We start from the raw sequence: 17,973 nt of genomic DNA on the forward strand, positions 1-17,973 counted from the left end.
CTTTACCGCGCCGAATTATTGGACGCGACCGGGCGTGCTTGACCGCGCCGCCGGGGACTCCGGTGGCGGGACGTGGGCGTGTCCGGTCGGGTCAGTCGGCCTTGCTGAACTCCTCGTGGCGGGCGAGGCGTCCGACGGCGTCGAGCACTCGCGCGAAGTCGGCGATCCGCTGTGCCCGGTAGTCGGCGACGGTCGCCGGGTCGAACTCGTAAAAGCCTGCGCCGTCGGATATCCCACGGCGGCCGGACGTCATGTTCGTCTCGACCAGCGCTGCTGGTGCGAACCTCTCGCCGAGCTCTCGACGCAGGTAGTTCGACGCGTGGAAGAGGGTGTCGCAGCCGCCCCAGTCGATGAACTCGAGCAACCCGAGAACCGCGAAGCGCGAACCGAATCCGATGCGGACAGCGGTGTCGATGTCCGCGGCGCTCGCCACCCCCTCGGCCACCATGCGCGCGGCCTCGTTCATCACCAACGCCTGGAGCCGGGGGACGATGTACCCGGGCGAGGGGGCGCACACCACGGGGACCTTCCCGACCGCGACCAGCAGGTCGCGGGTGGCGTCGACGGCCGCGGGACTCGTCGCCGTGCCGGGCGCCACCTCGACGAGCGGCATGAGATCGGCCGGGTTGAGCCAGTGCGCGTTGAGGAATCGCGCCGGCGCCGCCAGCGAGCCGGCGAGTTCGTCGACGAGGAAACTCGACGTGGTCGACGCGATGGGGACGGTGTCGCCGACCATGGCCTCGATCCAGGTGAGCGTGTCACGCTTGACCTCCGCGACCTCGGGCACGGCTTCGAAGACGAGATCCGCCCCGGCCATCGGGGCGAGGGCGTCGACCTCTCCGACGACCGTCACCAGTGTCGCGACGTCCTCGAGGTCCTCGACCGCCAGCAGGCCGAGCGTGACCTTGTGCGCGAGTGCTTGCCGAACCGATGCGCGGACCCCGTCGAGATAGGCCGCTGCGCCAGCGCCGCGGTCGCGGAGGTCGACGACCGTCACCGCGACATTCCCGAAGGCCAGCGCCGCGGCGATGCCCTGGCCCATCCGGCCGGCGCCGACAACGGCGATGTGGCGGCCCGTCACTGCGCCGGCCCGTCGTGGAGGTATGTCCGCATGCCGGACGGGTCGAGGTCGGCCAGCCCCAGGTTCGCCAAGGTGCGCCCGCGGGTCGCGGCCGGGCGGCCGGTGACCGCCCCGGCGAGGGCGAGCAGGCCGTCGGCCACCGGAGACGGCACGTCCGCCCACGTCGCCACGGAACTCAGCAGCGCGAGGCCGATCTCGACGTCCTCGGTCATGTAGCGGTGGGTCCGCAGGTCGATGTTCTCGCGCCAGTCGCCGCTGTCGGTGAGCTTCTCGTGGGCGGCGTTGCCGTACATCCACTCGTCGCCGTCGGCGGTGTAGTGGTCGGCGAGCGGGAAGTGCGGCGCACCGTAGCCGAGTGCCTCCCGGACCGCGATGCGCTCGGCGTCGAGCGCGGAGGTGACCCGCCGGATGGAGTCCTGGGTACCCTCGTTGTGGATGTCCCATGACGGAAAGTGTTCCAGTGGACCGGCATTCATCAGGATGAGCGGCGGGTGGATGATGGGCCCGGCGTTCATCAGCGCGCCGCTGAGGGCGTCCTCGACGCGCTCGACAGCGGGGTAGACCTCGCCGAGAACCGCGAGCGCCCGGTCGGTGTGCCGTGCCGGGAAGACCCCCGTGGGCAGGCGCGTGGCGTATCCGCTGACCACGACGCGGGTGTCACCGTGTTTGCGCGCGAGGTAGGGCAGGGTGCCGGTCTCGGCGAACGCGACGTCGGCGGGGTTGCCCGCCGCGCGCGCGGCTTGCGCGAACACGATCGACCCGAAGCTGCCCGGCGGCAGGTAGACGATCTGACCGTCGCGCAGGTGCGGCGCGAGTTGCCGGGCGAGCGATTCGTGGGCGAAGGCGGGCACCGGCGCGACGACGACCTCGGCGTTGGACACCGCCTCGGCGAGATCGGCGACGATCGAGATGCCACCGCCGGTTCCACCGCCCGTGTCGCCGTCGCCGGCGTCGCCGAGGTGCAGACCGTCGACACCGATCTGCCGCCGGCCGAGGTGATCGTCGATGTCGAGCGTCCCGCGCTCGACCAGCGACGAGAACGCCGCGGAGTCCCGTCGCCACCAGGTGACATGGTGGTCCTTCTCGCTGAGTTCCGCCGCAGCCGCGTAAGAGCCGTGACCTCCGCCGATGACGCAGACCTTCACTGATCGTCCTCCTCGTTTCCGGACCGCCCGTGCGGCCACTGGGTGTTGGGAGGAAACGTAGGAGCGCTGCCGCGGGCTGTCCCGGCGACTGCCGATACCGAAAAAAGTTCACCGCGTGATGCAGGATTGTTGCGTGCCGGACGACCTCGATTATCAGATCGTTCACGCTCTGCAGGTTGCGCCGCGGGCGCCCTGGGGCGTGGTCGGCGACGTCGTGGGCGTGAGCGCGGCGACCGCGGCCCGTCGCTGGGAGCGGCTCGTCGACAGTGGGCTCGCCTGGATCGTGACCTATCCCGGTGCCGCGTACCTCAACACTCGCTGCAGCGCCTTCGTCGAGCTCCAGGCGTCGTCGCGGCGCGAGGAGCTCGTCGAGCATCTCGCCGCCGACCGGCATGTGGCCACGATCCAGCGCACCGCGGGCGACGGCGACCTCCTGCTGACCGTGATGGTCCCGGACCTCGGTTTCCTCGGCGACTGGGTGCAGCGCCTCGCCGAGACCGAGGGCGTCGCCAGGACCCGGACGAGGGTGGTGATGCGGGTCTTCGGCGAGAGCGAACGCTGGCGGGTGCACACGCTCTCCGACGCCGACGAGTCGGTGCTCGGCGAGTACCGGCCCGAGCATCGTCCGCTGGTGCACGGACCCGACGAGATGGATCTGCGGCTCATCGCCGCGCTGGCCGAGGACGGTCGACGCTCGGCGGTCGACCTGGCTGCCGCGAGCGGACTGAGTGCGCCGACCGTCCGGCGTCGGCTGACCGCCCTCGTCGCCGAACGCGTTCTGTCGATCAGATGCGAAGTGGCCCATGTCATCAGCGGCTGGCCGGTCACGGCGAACGTGTGGGCGCGGGCGTCGTCGCGGTCGATCTCGGCGCTCGTAGACGCGCTCGACGACCTGCCCCAGGTGCGGGTGTGTGGCGAGGTGACCGGTACCGCGAACATCGTGATGGGCGTGTGGTTGCACACCATCGGCGAGTTGTCGGAGTTCGAGCAGCAACTCGAGAGCCGGGTACCGGGGCTCGTCGTCGCAGACCGTTCGGTCACGCTGGAGACCCCGAAGCGACTGGGCTCGCTGCTCGACCGGTCGGGCTGCCGCACGGGATCGGTTCCCGTCGTCCTGTGAGGGTCCGTCAGCGGATGGACGATCCGATGCTGATGCCGCCGTCGACGTCGAGGACGATGCCGGTGATGTAGCGGGCGGCGGGGGAGCACAGGAATGCGGCGGCTTCGGCGATGTCCGCGGGGTCACCGGTAGTGCGTTGGGGCACTTTGGAAACCAGCTTGTCGCGGGCTGCGGCGTCCATCGAGGCGAGCATCGGGGTTTCGATGAGTCCTGGCGCGATGGCGTTGACGGTGATGCCGTCGCGCGCGGTTTCCAGTGCGAGGGTGCGGGTGAGTCCGACGATGCCGGCCTTGGCCGCGACGTAGTTGGACTGACCGAAGTTCCCGCGCCAGCTCATCGAGGAGAACGACACTATCCGCCCGTACTGGTTGGCACGCATGTGGGGGAGCGCGGCGCGGGCGCAGAAGAAGGTGCCGGACAGGGAGACGTCGATCACCGCGTGCCAGTCGGCGTCGGAGATGTTCTCGGCACGGTTGTCGCGGATGATGCCGGCTGCATTGACCAGGACGTCGATGCGGCCGTGCCTTTCGGCGATCGAGTCGATCCACTCGGTCACCCGAGTGGAGTCGGTGACATCGATGGCGTCGGCGTGGCATTCCCGGCCGACGGCGGTGGCGATCGTGTCGGCGGTGGCCCGGGCTGTGTCGGCATTGACGTCACCGATGACGACAGTGGCTCCCTCGGCGGCGAACTGCTGGGCCATGGCTGCTCCGAGTCCTTGGGCGCCGCCGGTGATGACGACCACCTGTGAGTCGAAACGGTTCATCGTCGTGCTCCTGTCTGAGATACCGCGGTCTGGGGCACTGCGGGTGCCGATGTTGTTTGGCGAGTGAGGAATTTCTTCAGTGCAGCGGGGACGTCGTGTGCGCGCCAGTGTGCGTCGAACGTGTCGAGCTCGAGGGCGAGGCCGGTGTGCGGGTCGACGGTGTCGAGGTCGAACAGCAGTCGTTTGTAGCGTGCCTGGGCGGGACCGTGCTGATCGGTGAGGATGCGTGCGGCCGCCGTGGCGGCGTCGACGAGGGTGTCCTCGGGTACCACGCTGTGCAACCAGCCCGTGGGCATGAGTTGTTGTGCGGCAACGAGTTCACCGGTCAAGGCCAGCCATCGGGCCATCGAGACGCCGAGTTTGCGCGGGAGTCGGACGCTGGCACCGCCTGCGGGAAGCAGGTTGTTGCGGACATGGCCGTCGCCGATGAGTGCGGTGTCGGCGGCGATCACCACGTCGCAGGCCAATGCCAGCTCCATGCCGCCGGCGACCGCGTGCCCGTGGATCGCGGCGATCACGGGTAGCCTGCTGGTCTCCAGTCGGGTGCACAGGGCGGAGACGTCGCGGAGGAACTCGATGGGTGACTCTCCGTGTTCGTCGAGCTCGAGGAAGTACTTCAGGTCCGCGCCTGCACAGAACGACGGGCCGGCCCCGGTGAGCACGATCGCGCCTGCGTCGGGATCGGCTTCGGCGTCGCTCAGTGCGCGGTCGAGATCGGCGATGAGTTCGGCGTTGAGCGCGTTACGACGACGCGGCCGGTTAAGGGTGAGGATCCGGATCGGTCCATCGGCGGCGACGAGAACGGTCGGGGTGTCCCCGGTGCCCAGGGGGTCTCCGGCGCTCACGACGGCGAGCCTTCGGTGGTCTGTTCGCGGCGCTGCTTGCGCAGTTCGGCGCGCTGGATCTTTCCGCTCGGGGTCTTGGGCAAGGCCGGGACCAGGTGTACTTGTCGCGGGTAGGCGTGGGCGGCGTAGTGGGTCTTGACCCACTGCTGCAGTTCGCTTTCCGTGGTCGCCCCGTCGACGGTCCAGTTCGATGCGAGCACGACGAAGGCCTCGACCACTTCCCCGCGGACGCGGTCGGGTGCGGCGATGACGGCGCATTCGGCGACGGCGGGATGGGTGAGCAGCACCGACTCGACGTCGAAGGGCCCGATCCGGTAGCCGGCCATCAGGATGACGTCGTCGTCGCGGGAGGAGAACCGGATGACGCCGTCGGAGTCGATCGTGGCGATGTCGCCGGTCAGGAAGTAGCGTCCGTCGCCGCGGAAGCGCTTCGCTGTCGCCTCGGCGTTGCCGGCGTAAGCGGTGAAGGTCATGAAGTCGCTGGCGGTGACGTCGACGGCCAGCTGTCCCACCTCACCGAAGTCCGCCGCGACATCGGTGTCGGTCCGCAGGACGGTCATCTGCCAACCCGGTAGGGACACCCCCATGGCGCCGGCGACGATGGGCCGTTCGAGGAGCCGATGGTGGGGATAGCCGATCGGCATGCCCAGCTCGGTCTGCCCGTAGTGGTCGTGGACCTGCAACCCGAGCACCTGTTGCGCCCACTCGTTGACCTCGGGGGTCAGTGGCTCGCCGGCGCTGGACAACCGCTTGAGGGACAACCCCTCCGGCGGGGCGTCCGGCGAGGTCAACAGACCGCGATACACCGTCGGCGCGGCGGCGTAGTCGGTCACGCGCAGCTCGTCGAGCGCTGCCCAGGTCGCCTGCGGGGAGAAACCTCCGCGGGTCAGCGTGGTGGTGATCCCAGCGGCCAGCGGTGCCACGATCGCGGTGTAGAGCCCGTAGGCCCATCCCGGGTCCGCGCCGCACCAGAACACGCTCTCGGTGTCCACCCCGAGGCCGAACTCGAGGTAACTCTGCCACCCGGCGGCATAGCGCACCGGGTGCACGACGCCCTTGGGCTTGCCGGTGGTTCCGGAGGTGAACATGTGGACCAGGGGTCCGTCGCCGCCGACGGCCACCGAGGTCTGCCCGGCCACGTCACCGGCGGACACCGCCTGCGTCAGCGCGGCCAAGGATCCGTCGGAGGCCTCAGCGGTGTTGACGACCAGTTCCCATGTGCCGTCGGGCACTTTGTGGGCCTGGTCCTCGTCGGCGATCACCACCGTCACGTCGGCATCGACCAGCCGTGAGGACACCGCGGCCTCCGCAAACGCGGTGAACAGCGGCGCGTACACCGCGCCCAGGCGCCAGATGCCCAGGACCACGGCCAGCAATTCCGGGCTCTTGCCCATCAGGGTCGCCACTCGGGACCCCTGACCGACCCCGCGTGCGGCGAGGACGGCGGCCACCCGCTTCGACGACTCGGCCAGTTCGCCGAAGGTGGCCTGCCGGATCGAGCGGTCTGCGTCGACGAACGTCAGTGCCACGGCGTCTGTGGGGTGCCGGTCGCAGAGCAGGTGGGCGACATCGACGCCGTCGCCGGTGTAGGTGGCGAGGATCTCGCGCACGCGTGTGTCAACAGGGGATGCCATGGCCAACTCCAATGGTGAACTCAGGTCCGTGCCGGAAAAACACTGGGTACTAAAAAATAGCATAGAGTACCCACTTTTGTACCACGCCGATTGCGGACCGCCGTCGAGTTCGATTCGTGTGTCAGACTCGCGGGATGGCGGAAGTGGTGAATCGCGGGCGTGCGCAGGTGAAGACGCCGCGACGACGGCGGGTGGACGCGACTCGGCGCGCCGACCTGCTGGACAGCATCGAAGAGATCTTCCTCGCCGAGGGCTTCACCACCGTCACCGTCGGGGAGCTGACGGAACGTCTGCATTGCTCGCGGGCGACGCTGTACAGCGTCGCGCCGACCAAGGAGCAGATGGTCGTACTCGCGACCAAGCGATTCTTCGGGTCATCGGCCGAACTCATCGAGCAGCGTGTTGCCGAGCATGACGAGGCGCGCACGCGCATCCTCGTCTACCTCGGCGGTGTGGCCGAGGCGATGCGCCGCAATTCGCAGGCGTTCTACGACGACATGGTCGCCTTCGGACCGACCGCCCAGATCTATGCGCGTAACACCGAGCGTGCCGCCGAACGTGTGCGCGAGCTGATCGAGGAAGGCATCGAGGCGGGCGACTTCCGGGCCACCGACGGGAACTTCGCCGCCCAGCTGGTGGCGCTGGCCATCGAAGGTGTCCAGTCCGGAGTTCTCCTCGAACGCACCGGAATGAGTGCCGCCGACGCTTTCGGCGAACTGGGAACCCTTCTTCTGAACGGGCTGCTGGCCGATCGGTGAGGGCGGCCCGCGTCTTCGATGTCGATCACGCCGTCGTAGCATCGCCCTTCGAGCCGGCTGATCAGGTTCTGCGTGCCCGCTGCGCCCCAGCGCCCGTCACAGTTGCGGGACGACCGCTTGAACCATGGTGACGACGGCCTGGCCGACGGCGCCTCCGCCGCGGCTGGTGACGGCGGCCGGCGCGTCATCGAAGTCGTAGGTCTCGGTGACGGGCGGGGAGATCGACCCGTCGCGCAGGAAGGCGGATAGGGCTTCGCGGGTGAGGTCGCGTTCGGTGTCGGAGCGGAAGAGGGCAAGTGCTCCGCTGACCGAGTAGTCGTTGAAGACGATGTGCTGGGGGTCGGGTTGTCCCCATGTGCCACTGGCGAATCCGACCAGCAGAACGCGTCCCCCGCGGCTGACAGCCGAGGTGGCTTGCTCGTATGCTTCACCGCCGACCGTGTCGTAGATGACGCCAGCGCCCTGGCCGCCGGTGAGTTCGTGGACCGTATCTGCGAGATCCTGTTCGCCGAGGTCGATGACGTGATCGGCGCCCTGGAGACGGCAGAAGCGCGCTTTGTCCTTGTGGCGGGCGGTGGCGATCACGGTGGCGCCCAGGGCTTTGCCGAGCTGGATGGCGGCCGACCCCGTGCGCCCTGAGCCACCCAGCACCAGGAGGGTTTCGCCTTCGTGGAGTGTGGCCCGGTGGGCGAGGCCGACATGGGCGACGTGGTAGGAGCCGGGGAATCCGGCGGCCTGCGCGTCGGTGAGTTCGGCGGGGGCGGGCGTCGCCCCGGCAGTCGGGCTGAGTGTGTACTCGGCGAGCCCGCCGATCGCGATGTCGGCACGGCTGTTGCCCATGATCCGGGTGCCTGCGGGGAAGGGGTATCCGGGGCCGGGTTTGTCCACGATGCCTACGATTTCCTGGCCGGGAGAGACCGGGGGCGAGGGGACCAGCGGGTAGCGGCCCTGGACCATCATCAGGTCGGGAAGCGCCACGCTGGCGGCCAGGACGCGCACGCGGGCCTCGTTCGGACCGGGTTCGGGTAGGACGACTTCCACCTTCTTCAATACGGTGCTCGGCGCGCCGAACTCGCTTGCCTGCCAGCGTTTCATCAATGCGTTCCTTTCAGGGGGGTGAGCGCCGAACCGGTCGAGGTGGACGCCGTGTTCGGGTCGGGTCGTCCAGCCGGCGCGCCCGGTGAACAACGTAGACGGCAGAGGCGCAGCGGGCGTGTGGACATCGCGGTCGGAGCTGACTTTGCCCACGGTTCGCCCTTGTGCACTGTCGACCAGTTGGGTCTTGTAGTGACGAACACCTCACGGTACTTTCATCAACTACCGGGTACCAATAAAAGTACCTGGCTGGGTCGCCCGTCGAGCCGGGTGCTTCTGGAGAACGGGCATTTCCCCTGTCGCGTGTTGCGGGCGCGATCAGGTCTGACAAGGAGACGATGTGAAGTACTTGTACGAACCCGACGTAGAGGTCACGGCTCGTGACGGGGTGACCCTGATGTCGGATGTGTGGCATCCGCTGGAGGGTCAGGCGCCGACGCTGTTGATACGGATTCCCTACGACCGGCGTATGACCGTCGGCGGGCCCACCAGTCCTGCTCCCTCGGTAATTGCGCTTGTCAACGCCGGCTACGCGGTGGTGGTCCAAGACGTGCGCGGGACCACCGCCTCCGGGGGCACCTTCGAGCCGAAGGTCAACGAGATCGCCGATGGGCAGGACACTGTCCAGTGGATACGTACCCAGAGCTGGTCCGATGGCAGTGTCGCCATGTACGGCAGCTCGTACATGGGGATGGTCCAGTGGGCGGTGGCCACCAGCGGCGACGCCCCCGGTCTGCGCGCGATCGCGCCCACCAAGGCGGCAGCGAACTGGTACACCAACCTCTGGTACTCGCCGGGCGGCGCTATGTCGCTGAGCCTGGCCACCTGGTGGAACGCGTTGATCTACGCCGGGCAGGAGCAACGAGCTCTCGTCTCCGGCGCCGGCCAGGACCCGAGCACTCTGTACCGCCTGGCCGGCTACCTACGCGACCCGTTACCGCTCAACGACGCCACACCCCTCGCCGACCTGCCGATCCACGGCAAGGGCCGCTGGTTCGACGATTGGATCGCCCACCCTGACTTCGACGACTACTGGGCCAGTCAGGACTGGTCGGGTCTGGAGTACATGGGGAAGGTGACCGTCCCCGTCCTCTCGATCGGCGGCTGGTATGACCTGAAGATCAACGGCACCGTCGAAGGGTTCATCGGCGTCCGCACACACGGCGGCTCCGACGCCGCCCGCGACAAGTCACGCCTGATCATCGGACCCTGGGACCACGTGAACTGGACCGGCCGATACGCCGACCGCCACTTCGGCAACCAGGCCGACGCCGACGTGACGCAGTTCCATCTCGCCTTCTTCGACGAACACCTGCGCGGCATCGTCCCCGACACACCGGCCCCGCGGGTGCGGATCTTCGTCATGGGCATCGACCAGTGGCGCGACGAAGCCGACTGGCCGCTACCGGACACCCGGTACACCGACTACTACCTCGACAGCGCACGATCGGCCGCGACGCGCCATGGGGATGGCTCCCTCCAAGTGGCCGTACCGGCAGCCGAGTCGTCCGATGAGTTCACCTACGACCCGCGCAACCCGGTCCCCACCACCGGCGGAGCACTGATGCCCGCCGAACCGGGGCTGATCGGACCGGTCGACCAGTCCGTCGTCGACGGCCGCGACGACGTCCTCTGCTACGTGACCCCCGTCCTCGACGAGCCTCTCGAGGTGACCGGCCACGTAGAGGCGACCGTGTTCGTCTCCTCCAGTGCGGTGGACACAGACATCACCGCCAAGCTGGTCGACGTCTTCCCCGACGGCCGCGCCATCAACCTCTGCGACGGAGTGCTGCGGCTTCGCTACCGAGACGACCTCTCCCGGCCGACGCCGCTGACCCCCGACGAGGTCTACGAAGTCACGGTGAAACTGGGTGTCACGTCCAACGTGTTCCTTCCCGGACATCGCCTGCGCCTGGACATCTCGAGCAGCAACTTCCCCCGCTACGACCGCAACACCAACACCGGCGGGTTCATCGCCACCGAGTCCATCGACGACGCGGTGATCGCCACCAACCGCGTGCTGCACGGACCTGCACACCCCAGCCGGCTGACCCTGCCGATCATCTCCCGCTGACACCGGCCGACCAGCGAACCTCGGCGTCTGTCCTGGCGACGACGCCGAGGTCACGCTTACGGTGGGGGCATGCACCCGCATCCACCTGTCGTCGCACTGCTGACCTCGCCGGACACCCTCCCCCCGGGGAACCTGGCCGAAATCGAGGAGCTCGCGACGGTACGACTCTGCACGGCAGACGATCTCGGCGCCGCCCTGCCGGGCGCGGACGTTCTCGTGCTGTGGGACTTCTTCTCCCGCGGGCTCGCCGAGCACTGGGGTGAGGCGACGACATCCCTGCGCTGGGTGCATGTGTGCGCCGCGGGAGTGGATTCGCTGCTCTTCGACGAACTGCGGTCCTCGGATGTCGTCGTCACCAATGCCCACGGCGTCTTCGACCGTCCCATCGCGGAATTCGTCCTCGCCGCGATCCTCGCCCACCACAAGGGTTTACACGAGTCGATGGCCTTGCAACGCGACCACGAGTGGCGACACCGCGAGACGGTGGCCACCCACCGCACCACCGCGCTCGTGATCGGTACCGGCGGGATCGGTCGAGCGATCGCGAAACTGCTTCGCGCCGTGGGTATCCGGGTGGTGGGAGCGGGCCGGACCGCGCGCGCGTCGGATCCTGACTTCGGACACGTCGTCGCCACCGACGACCTCGCCGCGCACGTGGGCGGTTTCGACACCGTCGTCGCGATCGCGCCGCTGACCGAGCAGACCGCCGGGATGATCGACGCGACGGTACTGGCGGCGATGAAACCCGGCGCGCACCTCGTCAACGTCGGACGCGGCGAACTGGTCGACGAGGCGGCCCTCGTCGCGTCGCTCCGGTCGGGGCATCTGGGGGCGGCCACGCTCGACGTCTTCGTCACCGAGCCGCTGCCCGCCGACAGCGAACTGTGGGACCTGCCCGGGGTCGCGATCTCGGCCCACATGAGCGGAGACGCCGTCGGATGGCGCGAGGCGCTGGCCGAGCAGGTCCTCGACAACCTCCGGCGCTACGTCTCGGCGGGCACCGAGGAGCCGGCCGACGTGCTGGTCAACGTCGTCGACAAGGAACGCGGGTACATCCGGGTAGGCGGATGACCTCACCGCGGGCCCGCCGATAGTAGGCTGTAGCGCGATGACCACCGTCTATTTCCTGATCGCCGCCGTGGCCCTACTGGGTGCGGGTGTCCTGTTGTGGCTCGACCGCCAGCGGTCGAGCGTTGCACGGCACCAGCGTGCGGTCTGGGGCGACGAGCACGAGTTCAAGTTCCGCGAGTCGGACACCAAGCTGCGCAAGGTCTTCCGTCGCGCCACCATGAATGTGGGCGACCACATCCCGGTGCAGGACGTCGCCTACGGACACTACGCCGGGGTGGAGGCCGTGGTCTTCGACCTCGCCGAGACCGCGACCGTGATCGCCGTCCGACGGTCCTCGCCGTCGCATGTCGTCGTCGACCTGCGGCACGAAGACGTCCTCGCCCCCGCGGAGGAAGACGTGGAACTGCTGGGCGCGATGGGTCCGCGTGTCATGTTCTCCAACAATCTCGACGTCGCCCGCCGGGTGTGCGACCGCCGGATGGTCGCGCTCGCCAACAAGGCGCCCGCGTTCGTCGAGGTCCTGTGGAACGAGGGCAACTGGGCGCTCGGTTCGATGCCGGTGACCAACGACCCGGCCAAGCTGAACACCGGCCTGGAGGTCGTCCGCCGGTTCGCCGACCTTCTCCGGGTGCTGCCGCCGACGCGGGAACCCGAGGACTCGCCGGATCCGCGCGACCCGCACGGACCCACCCGGGCCGAGCTCGCCGACGAGAAGACCGAGTCACTGCGGGACAAGCGCAGGCGACAGGCCGCGGGCGCGCCGTCCGGCGGTGGGGCGCCGGCCGGGGACTCCGAGAACCAGGCCGCGACGCGGAAGCCTCCCACTCCGTCCCCGGCGTCGCCGACGACCGGAGGCCGGCGGATGACCCCGATGCCCGTGCGTGGGTCCGGGACCCGCGGGCACGCCGGAACAGCTGACGAGACACCTCGCCGGGACACCGGCGAACGGCCCCGCCACCGCAACTGATCGCGCCACCACCCCACGCAGCCGGAGATCGAATCCCGGCACGTCGATCGAGAGGGAAGTCGCATGTCCTCGTCCGCCCCGGTTCCTGCCGAGACCCCGCGGGTCGACCCGACCGCGAAGGCACGGCTGGCCGAGCTCGTCCGCGAGCTCGCCGTCGTGCACGGCAGGGTGACGCTGTCGTCCGGTAAAGAGGCCGACTACTACGTCGACCTGCGTCGGGCGACCCTGCATCACGAGGCCTCGCGGCTCATCGGGCGGCTGATGCGCGAACTGACCGCGGACTGGGACTACGTCGCCGTCGGCGGCCTGACATTGGGTGCGGACCCCGTGGCGACGTCGATCATGCACGCCGACGGGAAGCCGGTCGATGCCTTCGTCGTCCGGAAGGCCGCCAAGGCGCACGGCATGCAACGCCAGATCGAGGGGCCCGACATCGAAGGTCGAGACGTGCTCGTCGTCGAGGACACCAGCACGACCGGCGCCTCGCCGTCCACGGCTGTCGAGGCCGTGCGCGGCATCGGGGGCAACGTCGTCGGCGTGGCCACCGTCGTCGACCGCGCGACCGGCGCCGACGCGGTCATCACCGCGCTCGGCGTGCCGTACCGCTCCCTCCTGGATCTCGGCGATCTCGGGCTTGCCTGACGCCGGGTCGGGGGACCCCGACGATCTCCCCGCCCCGGAACCCGCCGAGGACCCCGATGCCGTACCCGGTCCCACCGAGTGGCAGACCGGGCCGACCGTCGGCGTGGGGCCGTGGGCCGACGAACACGCCGGCCGTCCCGTTCCCGACGATCCGCGCCTCGACGGCGAGCTTCTCGCGCACGGTGACACGCGCAACGTCGTCGACGCCTATCGGTACTGGTCGAGGGAGGCGATCGTCGCCGACATCGATGCACGCCGGCACCCGCTGCACGTCGCCATCGAAAATTTCGCACACGACGCGAACATCGGCACGGTGGTCCGCACCGCCAACGCCTTCGCGGTGGCCGCCGTCCACATCGTCGGACGACGCCGCTGGAACCGTCGCGGAGCGATGGTGACCGACCGCTATCAGCACCTGATGCACCACGAGACGGTGTCCGATCTCATCTCCTGGGCTCGCGACGAGGGGCTGACCGTGGTGGCGGTGGACAACACGCCCGGTGCTCGTCCGCTCGAAACAGCCGATCTACCGCGCGACTGCGTGCTGCTGTTCGGTCAGGAGGGCCCCGGGGTCAGCGACGATGCGCAACGCGAGGCCGATCTCACGGTGTCGATCGCCCAGTTCGGTTCGACGCGCAGCATCAACGCGGGCGTGGCCGCCGGAATCGCCATGCACGCATGGGTCCGGCAGCACGCCGACCTCGACGCCGCGTGGTGAGGGCGCCCGTGCGGTGACCTCGCGCAGCCGGTGGAGACGCCGGTCATGTGGATTACGAGCGCTCGGTGTGGGGGTCGGATATTGCCGCACGAACTATTCGTTGGCGTATTGCATTGTGAACCGGATTCGGTCACCACGCAGCCGGCGCCGCAGATACATCGTGGGCAACCCATCGTCGTCGACGTTGACGCCGTCACGCAGCATCACCGGGCTGCCCGCGGGTACGTCGAGCAGCCGCGCGTCGGCGGTGCTTGCCAGAGCCGCGGTGAGTCCGCGCCAGGAGTGCCGAAGCCGAATGTTGTAGTGGTCCTGCAGAATCTGGAACAACGCCACCCGGTCGGCGACAAAACCGGTGAAGCCTGGGAAGCGGCGTCCCTCGAGCCAGTAACTGCACACCATCAACGGCCGTTCGCCGGTTCGGACCAGGGTGTCGATGCGGATCAAGGGCCCTCGCGTACCGAGTGGTCCGGCGGCGTCGAGAGAATTGTCCCGATCGGTGATGTCGACGAGCGTCTCGGTCTGGTCCTCCTGCACGTATTCGGCAATCGATGCGGTACTGCCGGCGTCGGCATCGGTGGACGGCATCGCGGGCAGGCCGAGTTCGATGACCCCGGCGGTTCGGCCACGTAGGTTCCCGCCCCCTGGCGGACGACGACCACTCCGGCGCGGGCGAGTTCGCTGATGGCCTGCCTGATGGTCAGGCGGTTGACGCCCCATTCCGCGGCGAGTTCGGGTTCAGTGGGTAGCTGCTGCCCCGGATGCAATTCTTGGTCTTGGATCTGGCGCAATAGTTCGGTTTCTACCTGACGGTAGAGCGGGATCCGGCCCTTTCCGCCGATACGGGTATTGGTCATTTCAACCCGGAGCGGACGAAGGCGTTGACGACCTGGCGTTGTAGCAGGATGTACACGGCGAGGATGGGCAGACACAGGGCCCCGGCAGCGGCCATCATCGCACCATAGTCGGTTCCGGCTTCGGTGATCAGGCTGCGCAACCCGATCTGGACAACCGAGGCCGGATCGGACAGGACCAGCAGCGGCCAGAAGTACTCGTTCCACGCGGTGACGAACAGCAGGATGGCAAGCGCGGCGAGCGGTCCACGCAGCGAGGGTACGACAACCGTCCACAAGGTGTTCCAGTGCGACCGGCCGTCCATGCGTGCTGCGTCGAGGAGTTCGCGCGGGAACGAGCGCATGTGTTGGCGCAGCAGCAGCACCGCAAACGGTGCGGTGAGTTGCGGGACGATCACCCCGGTGAGGGTGTTGAGCCAGCCCAGGTCGGACAACAGGACATAGTTGGGCAGCATGGTGACTTGGAAAGGGACCAGCCACGTGGCGACGAAGATCAGGAACAGTACGCGTTCCCCGCGAAAATGCCAGCGGCCGAACGCGTACGAAGCCAACAACGCGGTGAACAACTGGAAGGCCGCGACCCCAACGGCCATGAGCGCGGTATTGCCGATCAGGCCACCCAGCGGCAGCAGGTCGGCGGCGGCCCGCAGATTGTCCAGGCTGACCCCGCTGGGCAGCACAGATTGGCTCAGCACATCGTCGCGAGGGCGCAGCGCGGTGACGTACATCCAGATGATCGGCACCAGGCTGAACACGGCGATTAATGCCAGGACCAGGTGGCCGCCAAGCACGTCGAATCGGCGGGTGCGCACAACAGCGGTCGGTTGAGTGGGCGTTTCAGTCGTCATGGAAGCTCCAGCGGTCCATCAGCCACACCGCGCCCCAGGCGATGAACCCGAAGCCGAGGAAGAACAGCACGCTGGCGGCGGAGGCGAGGCCGACGTCGAACGAACCGAATGCGATGTCGTAGAGGAGGTAGTAGAGGTTGGTGGTGGAGTCGCCGGGGCCACCCTGGGTGAGGGTTTGGATCATCGGGAACATCAGCTGGGCGGCGGACAGGATGGTCAGCGTCGCCATGAACAGCAGCGTCGGTGAGAGAAGCGGAAGTGTGATGCGCCGGGTGATCTGGCGTTCCGTTGCGCCGTCGGTGCGGGCGGCGGCGGCGTAGTCGTCGGAGATTCCGGACAGCCCGGCAGAGACGACGAGAACGGCGAAGCCGAGCAGTTGCCAGCCTACGATCACCACGATCGACCACATGGCCCATTGCGGGTCTCGCAGGAACGAAATCGGTGCCACTCCGAACAGCCCGAGTGCCTGGTTGAGCAGACCGCCGTTGGGGTCGAGGAGCCAGCGCCACACGATGGCTGTGACGATGGGTGCGATGAGATAGGGCGCGAAGATCGCGGTCCGGTAGAAGGCGCGGGCTCGGCCGTGTACCCGCTGTGACAGGAGAACCACTATCACTGGGATCACAATGGTGAAGGGCAGCAGAGCAAGTAGGTACAGCAGCGTGTTCACCGTGGCCTTGCCCAACTGGGGTAGGTCGAACGCCTCGACGTAGTTCGACCATCCCGCTGGGCGGGCTGGTGAGGTGGGCACCAGGTTCCAGTCGTAGAACGACAGTTGGATGGTCTGGATCAGCGGCGAGTACACCCATACCACCAGCCCGGCCAGGGCGGGTACCAAGTAGAGATAGGGCGTTGCGCCACTGGCGAGGCGGCGCAGGAGCGGACGGCGGACCACCGGAGGCGGTGTGCTCGGTGCCGGCGGCGGGTCCGGTTCCACGAAGCGTCCGGGGGCGGGCTCGTCGAGGACGGCGGTCATTTCGGCATCAGGGCTTGGGCGCTGGTTTGCGCAGCGGACAACGTCTGGTGTGGGTCAGCGCCGCGGAAGACGATCTCCTCGGTGCCTTTGGCCAGCAGGGTGCGGATCTGCTGGTAGTTGGGTCCGGGGTAGGAGACCCACGGTTCGAGGCGGTCGAGTTGGGCGACATTGGGGCGAACGAAGTCTGGGTGTTCGTCGGCGAACGCTTTGAGGTAGGCGGGGTCGTCGATTAACGACGCCCGTAGGGGGACGTAGCCGATGTTCGAGGTGATGGTGGTCTCACTTTCGGCGCTGGTCAGGAACTCGATCAGTTGCCAGGCGGCGCGCTGCTTCGCCGGATCGTCGGTCAGGATGAACAACGCCGAGCCGGAGTTGGTGGGGACGGCAGGGGTGTCGCCGAAGCCGGGCATGGGTGCGGCGGCGGCTTGCCATTTGCCTGCGGAGGATTCGAGGATCGCGTTCTGCAGGCCGGCCGAGGTCAGCAGCATGCCGAGATCACCGCGTAGGAACGCGTCCTGCGCGTCGGTGCCGCTGATATTGGGCATCGCATTCGGACCTGCCTGGGCGATCTGTTGCATGCCCTCGAATGCCCGGACGGACTCGGGTTCGGCCCAGGAAAGGGTCTTTCCGTCCTCGGACAGCAGCCGGCCACCGGCCGAGCGGACAATCCCGGTGAGACACCAGTCACCACCTGATGCGGCATCGAGGCAACCGAGGTAGGCGCCACCGCTGGTGCCGGGCACCTTGGCGATGGCCGCGGCTGCTGTGGCGACCTCGGCCCAGGTTCTCGGCGGATCGGTGGGATCGAGCCCGGCCTTGCGGAACAGGTCGGCGTTGATGAACAGCATCGGAGTAGAGAAAACGTAAGGGATGCCGTAGGTGGTGCCGTCGACGTCACCGAGCACAGCGGCCCGGGGCGCGTACGGGTGCGGACCGTCGGTAAGCAGACGGTCGACCTCGTCCTGGCCGACGAGATCACTGAGTGGCTTGGCGCCCAGATCGCTGGCGGTGTAGCGCAGGTCGGCGAAGGTGAGCTGGGCGACGTCGGGAGGGTTGCCGGCGATGACCTGCCGCTGCACGCTCTGCGCGATCTCATTCAACGAGCCCTGCGGCGGTACGGCTTCCACATCGATATTCGGGTGCAGGCGCTCGAACTCCGCGACGAGGCCCCGCGTGGTGTCACCGAAGATCCCGGCACTGGCGAGGTTGTAACTCTCCCAGCGGATCGACACCTGCTGGTCAGGGGCGAGCTCAGGGATGATCGCGGTGGCCGATCCGCTCCCCGTGTCGGAGGTGGTCGGAACAGTCGCGCAGCCGGCAATAGCCGCGGCGAGCGCGACCGCCAGAACAGGCACGGCGCGTAACAACTTCATGGGGATCTC

The 17,973-nt window shown here is 68.2% G+C and carries 17 protein-coding genes and 1 pseudogene; 7 read left to right on the top strand and 11 right to left on the bottom strand.

Annotated elements, in window-relative coordinates:
* Positions 1–91: 91 nt before the first annotated feature.
* Both AS181_RS01590 and AS181_RS01595 read right to left on the bottom strand, forming a co-directional pair.
* Entirely contained in the window at positions 92–1,081 is a 990-nt protein-coding gene (locus AS181_RS01590; protein ID WP_058249847.1) for a 3-hydroxybutyryl-CoA dehydrogenase, read from the bottom strand.
* On the bottom strand, positions 1,078–2,226 hold the full coding sequence (locus AS181_RS01595; protein ID WP_058249848.1) for an NAD/NADP-dependent octopine/nopaline dehydrogenase family protein: 1,149 nt from the start codon (positions 2,224–2,226) through the stop codon (positions 1,078–1,080). The genes AS181_RS01590 and AS181_RS01595 overlap by 4 nt, the downstream gene beginning before the upstream one ends.
* A 133-nt stretch (positions 2,227–2,359) precedes the next feature.
* Between AS181_RS01595 and AS181_RS01600 the strand changes: the two genes are divergently transcribed.
* Complete coding sequence (locus AS181_RS01600; RefSeq protein WP_058249849.1) at positions 2,360–3,346, top strand: Lrp/AsnC family transcriptional regulator; 987 nt, start codon at positions 2,360–2,362, stop codon at positions 3,344–3,346.
* A gap of 7 nt (positions 3,347–3,353) precedes the next feature.
* Here the strand turns inward: AS181_RS01600 and AS181_RS01605 are convergent, their stop codons facing one another.
* Genes AS181_RS01605 through AS181_RS01615 form a run of 3 tightly spaced genes read right to left on the bottom strand, consistent with a single transcriptional unit; the run spans position 3,354 to position 6,591 of the window.
* Positions 3,354–4,112 (bottom strand): SDR family NAD(P)-dependent oxidoreductase, encoded by a 759-nt coding sequence (locus AS181_RS01605; protein ID WP_058249850.1) that lies wholly within the window; start codon positions 4,110–4,112, stop codon positions 3,354–3,356.
* Positions 4,109–4,957, bottom strand: a complete 849-nt coding sequence (locus AS181_RS01610) for an enoyl-CoA hydratase/isomerase family protein (protein WP_231742209.1) — start codon at positions 4,955–4,957, stop codon at positions 4,109–4,111. The genes AS181_RS01605 and AS181_RS01610 overlap by 4 nt, the downstream gene beginning before the upstream one ends.
* The gene (locus tag AS181_RS01615) at positions 4,954–6,591 is read right to left on the bottom strand and encodes an AMP-binding protein (protein ID WP_058249851.1); all 1,638 of its coding nucleotides are present in this window, start codon (positions 6,589–6,591) and stop codon (positions 4,954–4,956) included. The genes AS181_RS01610 and AS181_RS01615 overlap by 4 nt, the downstream gene beginning before the upstream one ends.
* A 134-nt stretch (positions 6,592–6,725) precedes the next feature.
* On the opposite strand from AS181_RS01615, the gene AS181_RS01620 reads away from it, so the two are divergent.
* Positions 6,726–7,349 carry a TetR/AcrR family transcriptional regulator gene (locus AS181_RS01620; protein WP_035716912.1) on the top strand — a complete coding sequence of 208 codons (624 nt, stop codon included), beginning with the start codon at positions 6,726–6,728 and terminating at the stop codon, positions 7,347–7,349.
* A 96-nt stretch (positions 7,350–7,445) separates the two neighbouring features.
* Here the strand turns inward: AS181_RS01620 and AS181_RS01625 are convergent, their stop codons facing one another.
* Positions 7,446–8,444: a zinc-binding dehydrogenase gene (locus AS181_RS01625; protein ID WP_058249852.1), complete on the bottom strand. Its 999-nt coding sequence runs from the start codon at positions 8,442–8,444 to the stop codon at positions 7,446–7,448.
* 340 nt (positions 8,445–8,784) lie between these two features.
* Here AS181_RS01625 and AS181_RS01630 point away from each other — a divergent pair, with 340 nt between their 5' ends.
* The 5 genes from AS181_RS01630 (at position 8,785) to AS181_RS01650 (ending at position 13,916) form a co-directional block, all read left to right on the top strand.
* Positions 8,785–10,518: a CocE/NonD family hydrolase gene (locus tag AS181_RS01630; protein WP_058249853.1), complete on the top strand. Its 1,734-nt coding sequence runs from the start codon at positions 8,785–8,787 to the stop codon at positions 10,516–10,518.
* Positions 10,519–10,587: 69 nt separating this feature from the next.
* On the top strand, positions 10,588–11,589 hold the full coding sequence (locus AS181_RS01635) for a D-2-hydroxyacid dehydrogenase (protein WP_058249854.1): 1,002 nt from the start codon (positions 10,588–10,590) through the stop codon (positions 11,587–11,589).
* 37 nt (positions 11,590–11,626) lie between these two features.
* Complete coding sequence (locus AS181_RS01640) at positions 11,627–12,556, top strand: hypothetical protein (RefSeq protein WP_058249855.1); 930 nt, start codon at positions 11,627–11,629, stop codon at positions 12,554–12,556.
* A gap of 63 nt (positions 12,557–12,619) precedes the next feature.
* The gene (gene pyrE, locus AS181_RS01645; protein ID WP_055474429.1) at positions 12,620–13,198 is read left to right on the top strand and encodes an orotate phosphoribosyltransferase; all 579 of its coding nucleotides are present in this window, start codon (positions 12,620–12,622) and stop codon (positions 13,196–13,198) included.
* Positions 13,191–13,916, top strand: a complete 726-nt coding sequence (locus AS181_RS01650) for a TrmH family RNA methyltransferase (RefSeq protein ID WP_058249856.1) — start codon at positions 13,191–13,193, stop codon at positions 13,914–13,916. Before pyrE ends, AS181_RS01650 begins: the two co-directional genes overlap by 8 nt.
* Positions 13,917–14,009: 93 nt before the next feature.
* Here the strand turns inward: AS181_RS01650 and AS181_RS25105 are convergent, their stop codons facing one another.
* The 5 genes and pseudogenes from AS181_RS25105 to AS181_RS01670 all read right to left on the bottom strand — a co-directional run bounded on the left by AS181_RS25105 (position 14,010) and on the right by AS181_RS01670 (position 17,964).
* Complete coding sequence (locus AS181_RS25105) at positions 14,010–14,501, bottom strand: UTRA domain-containing protein (RefSeq protein WP_058249857.1); 492 nt, start codon at positions 14,499–14,501, stop codon at positions 14,010–14,012.
* A 50-nt stretch (positions 14,502–14,551) separates the two neighbouring features.
* Positions 14,552–14,770, bottom strand: a pseudogene (locus AS181_RS25300) (GntR family transcriptional regulator); the annotation flags it as partial.
* Entirely contained in the window at positions 14,767–15,615 is an 849-nt protein-coding gene (locus AS181_RS01660; RefSeq protein WP_058249858.1) for a carbohydrate ABC transporter permease, read from the bottom strand. The pseudogene AS181_RS25300 and the gene AS181_RS01660, both read right to left, overlap by 4 nt.
* Positions 15,605–16,591, bottom strand: a complete 987-nt coding sequence (locus AS181_RS01665; RefSeq protein WP_058249859.1) for a carbohydrate ABC transporter permease — start codon at positions 16,589–16,591, stop codon at positions 15,605–15,607. Before AS181_RS01665 ends, AS181_RS01660 begins: the two co-directional genes overlap by 11 nt.
* Positions 16,588–17,964: an ABC transporter substrate-binding protein gene (locus tag AS181_RS01670; protein ID WP_058249860.1), complete on the bottom strand. Its 1,377-nt coding sequence runs from the start codon at positions 17,962–17,964 to the stop codon at positions 16,588–16,590. The genes AS181_RS01665 and AS181_RS01670 overlap by 4 nt, the downstream gene beginning before the upstream one ends.
* Positions 17,965–17,973: the final 9 nt, after the last annotated feature.

Origin of the sequence: Gordonia sp. SGD-V-85, assembly GCF_001456905.1 — a bacterium.
In the GTDB taxonomy this organism is placed as follows: Bacteria; Actinomycetota; Actinomycetes; order Mycobacteriales; family Mycobacteriaceae; genus Gordonia; species Gordonia hongkongensis.

Excerpts from the sequence above, each read along its gene's own strand:
- AS181_RS01670 (WP_058249860.1), bottom strand. The coding sequence starts at position 17,964 with ATGAAGTTGTTACGCGCCGTGCCTGTTCTGGCGGTCGCGCTCGCCGCG.
- AS181_RS01635 (WP_058249854.1), top strand. The coding sequence starts at position 10,588 with ATGCACCCGCATCCACCTGTCGTCGCACTGCTGACCTCGCCGGACACC.
- AS181_RS01640 (WP_058249855.1), top strand. The coding sequence starts at position 11,627 with ATGACCACCGTCTATTTCCTGATCGCCGCCGTGGCCCTACTGGGTGCG.
- AS181_RS01615 (WP_058249851.1), bottom strand. The coding sequence starts at position 6,591 with ATGGCATCCCCTGTTGACACACGCGTGCGCGAGATCCTCGCCACCTAC.
- AS181_RS25105 (WP_058249857.1), bottom strand. The coding sequence starts at position 14,501 with ATGCCGTCCACCGATGCCGACGCCGGCAGTACCGCATCGATTGCCGAA.
- pyrE (WP_055474429.1), top strand. The coding sequence starts at position 12,620 with ATGTCCTCGTCCGCCCCGGTTCCTGCCGAGACCCCGCGGGTCGACCCG.
- AS181_RS01620 (WP_035716912.1), top strand. The coding sequence starts at position 6,726 with ATGGCGGAAGTGGTGAATCGCGGGCGTGCGCAGGTGAAGACGCCGCGA.
- AS181_RS01660 (WP_058249858.1), bottom strand. The coding sequence starts at position 15,615 with ATGACGACTGAAACGCCCACTCAACCGACCGCTGTTGTGCGCACCCGC.
- AS181_RS01665 (WP_058249859.1), bottom strand. The coding sequence starts at position 16,591 with ATGACCGCCGTCCTCGACGAGCCCGCCCCCGGACGCTTCGTGGAACCG.
- AS181_RS01605 (WP_058249850.1), bottom strand. The coding sequence starts at position 4,112 with ATGAACCGTTTCGACTCACAGGTGGTCGTCATCACCGGCGGCGCCCAA.
- AS181_RS01625 (WP_058249852.1), bottom strand. The coding sequence starts at position 8,444 with ATGAAACGCTGGCAGGCAAGCGAGTTCGGCGCGCCGAGCACCGTATTG.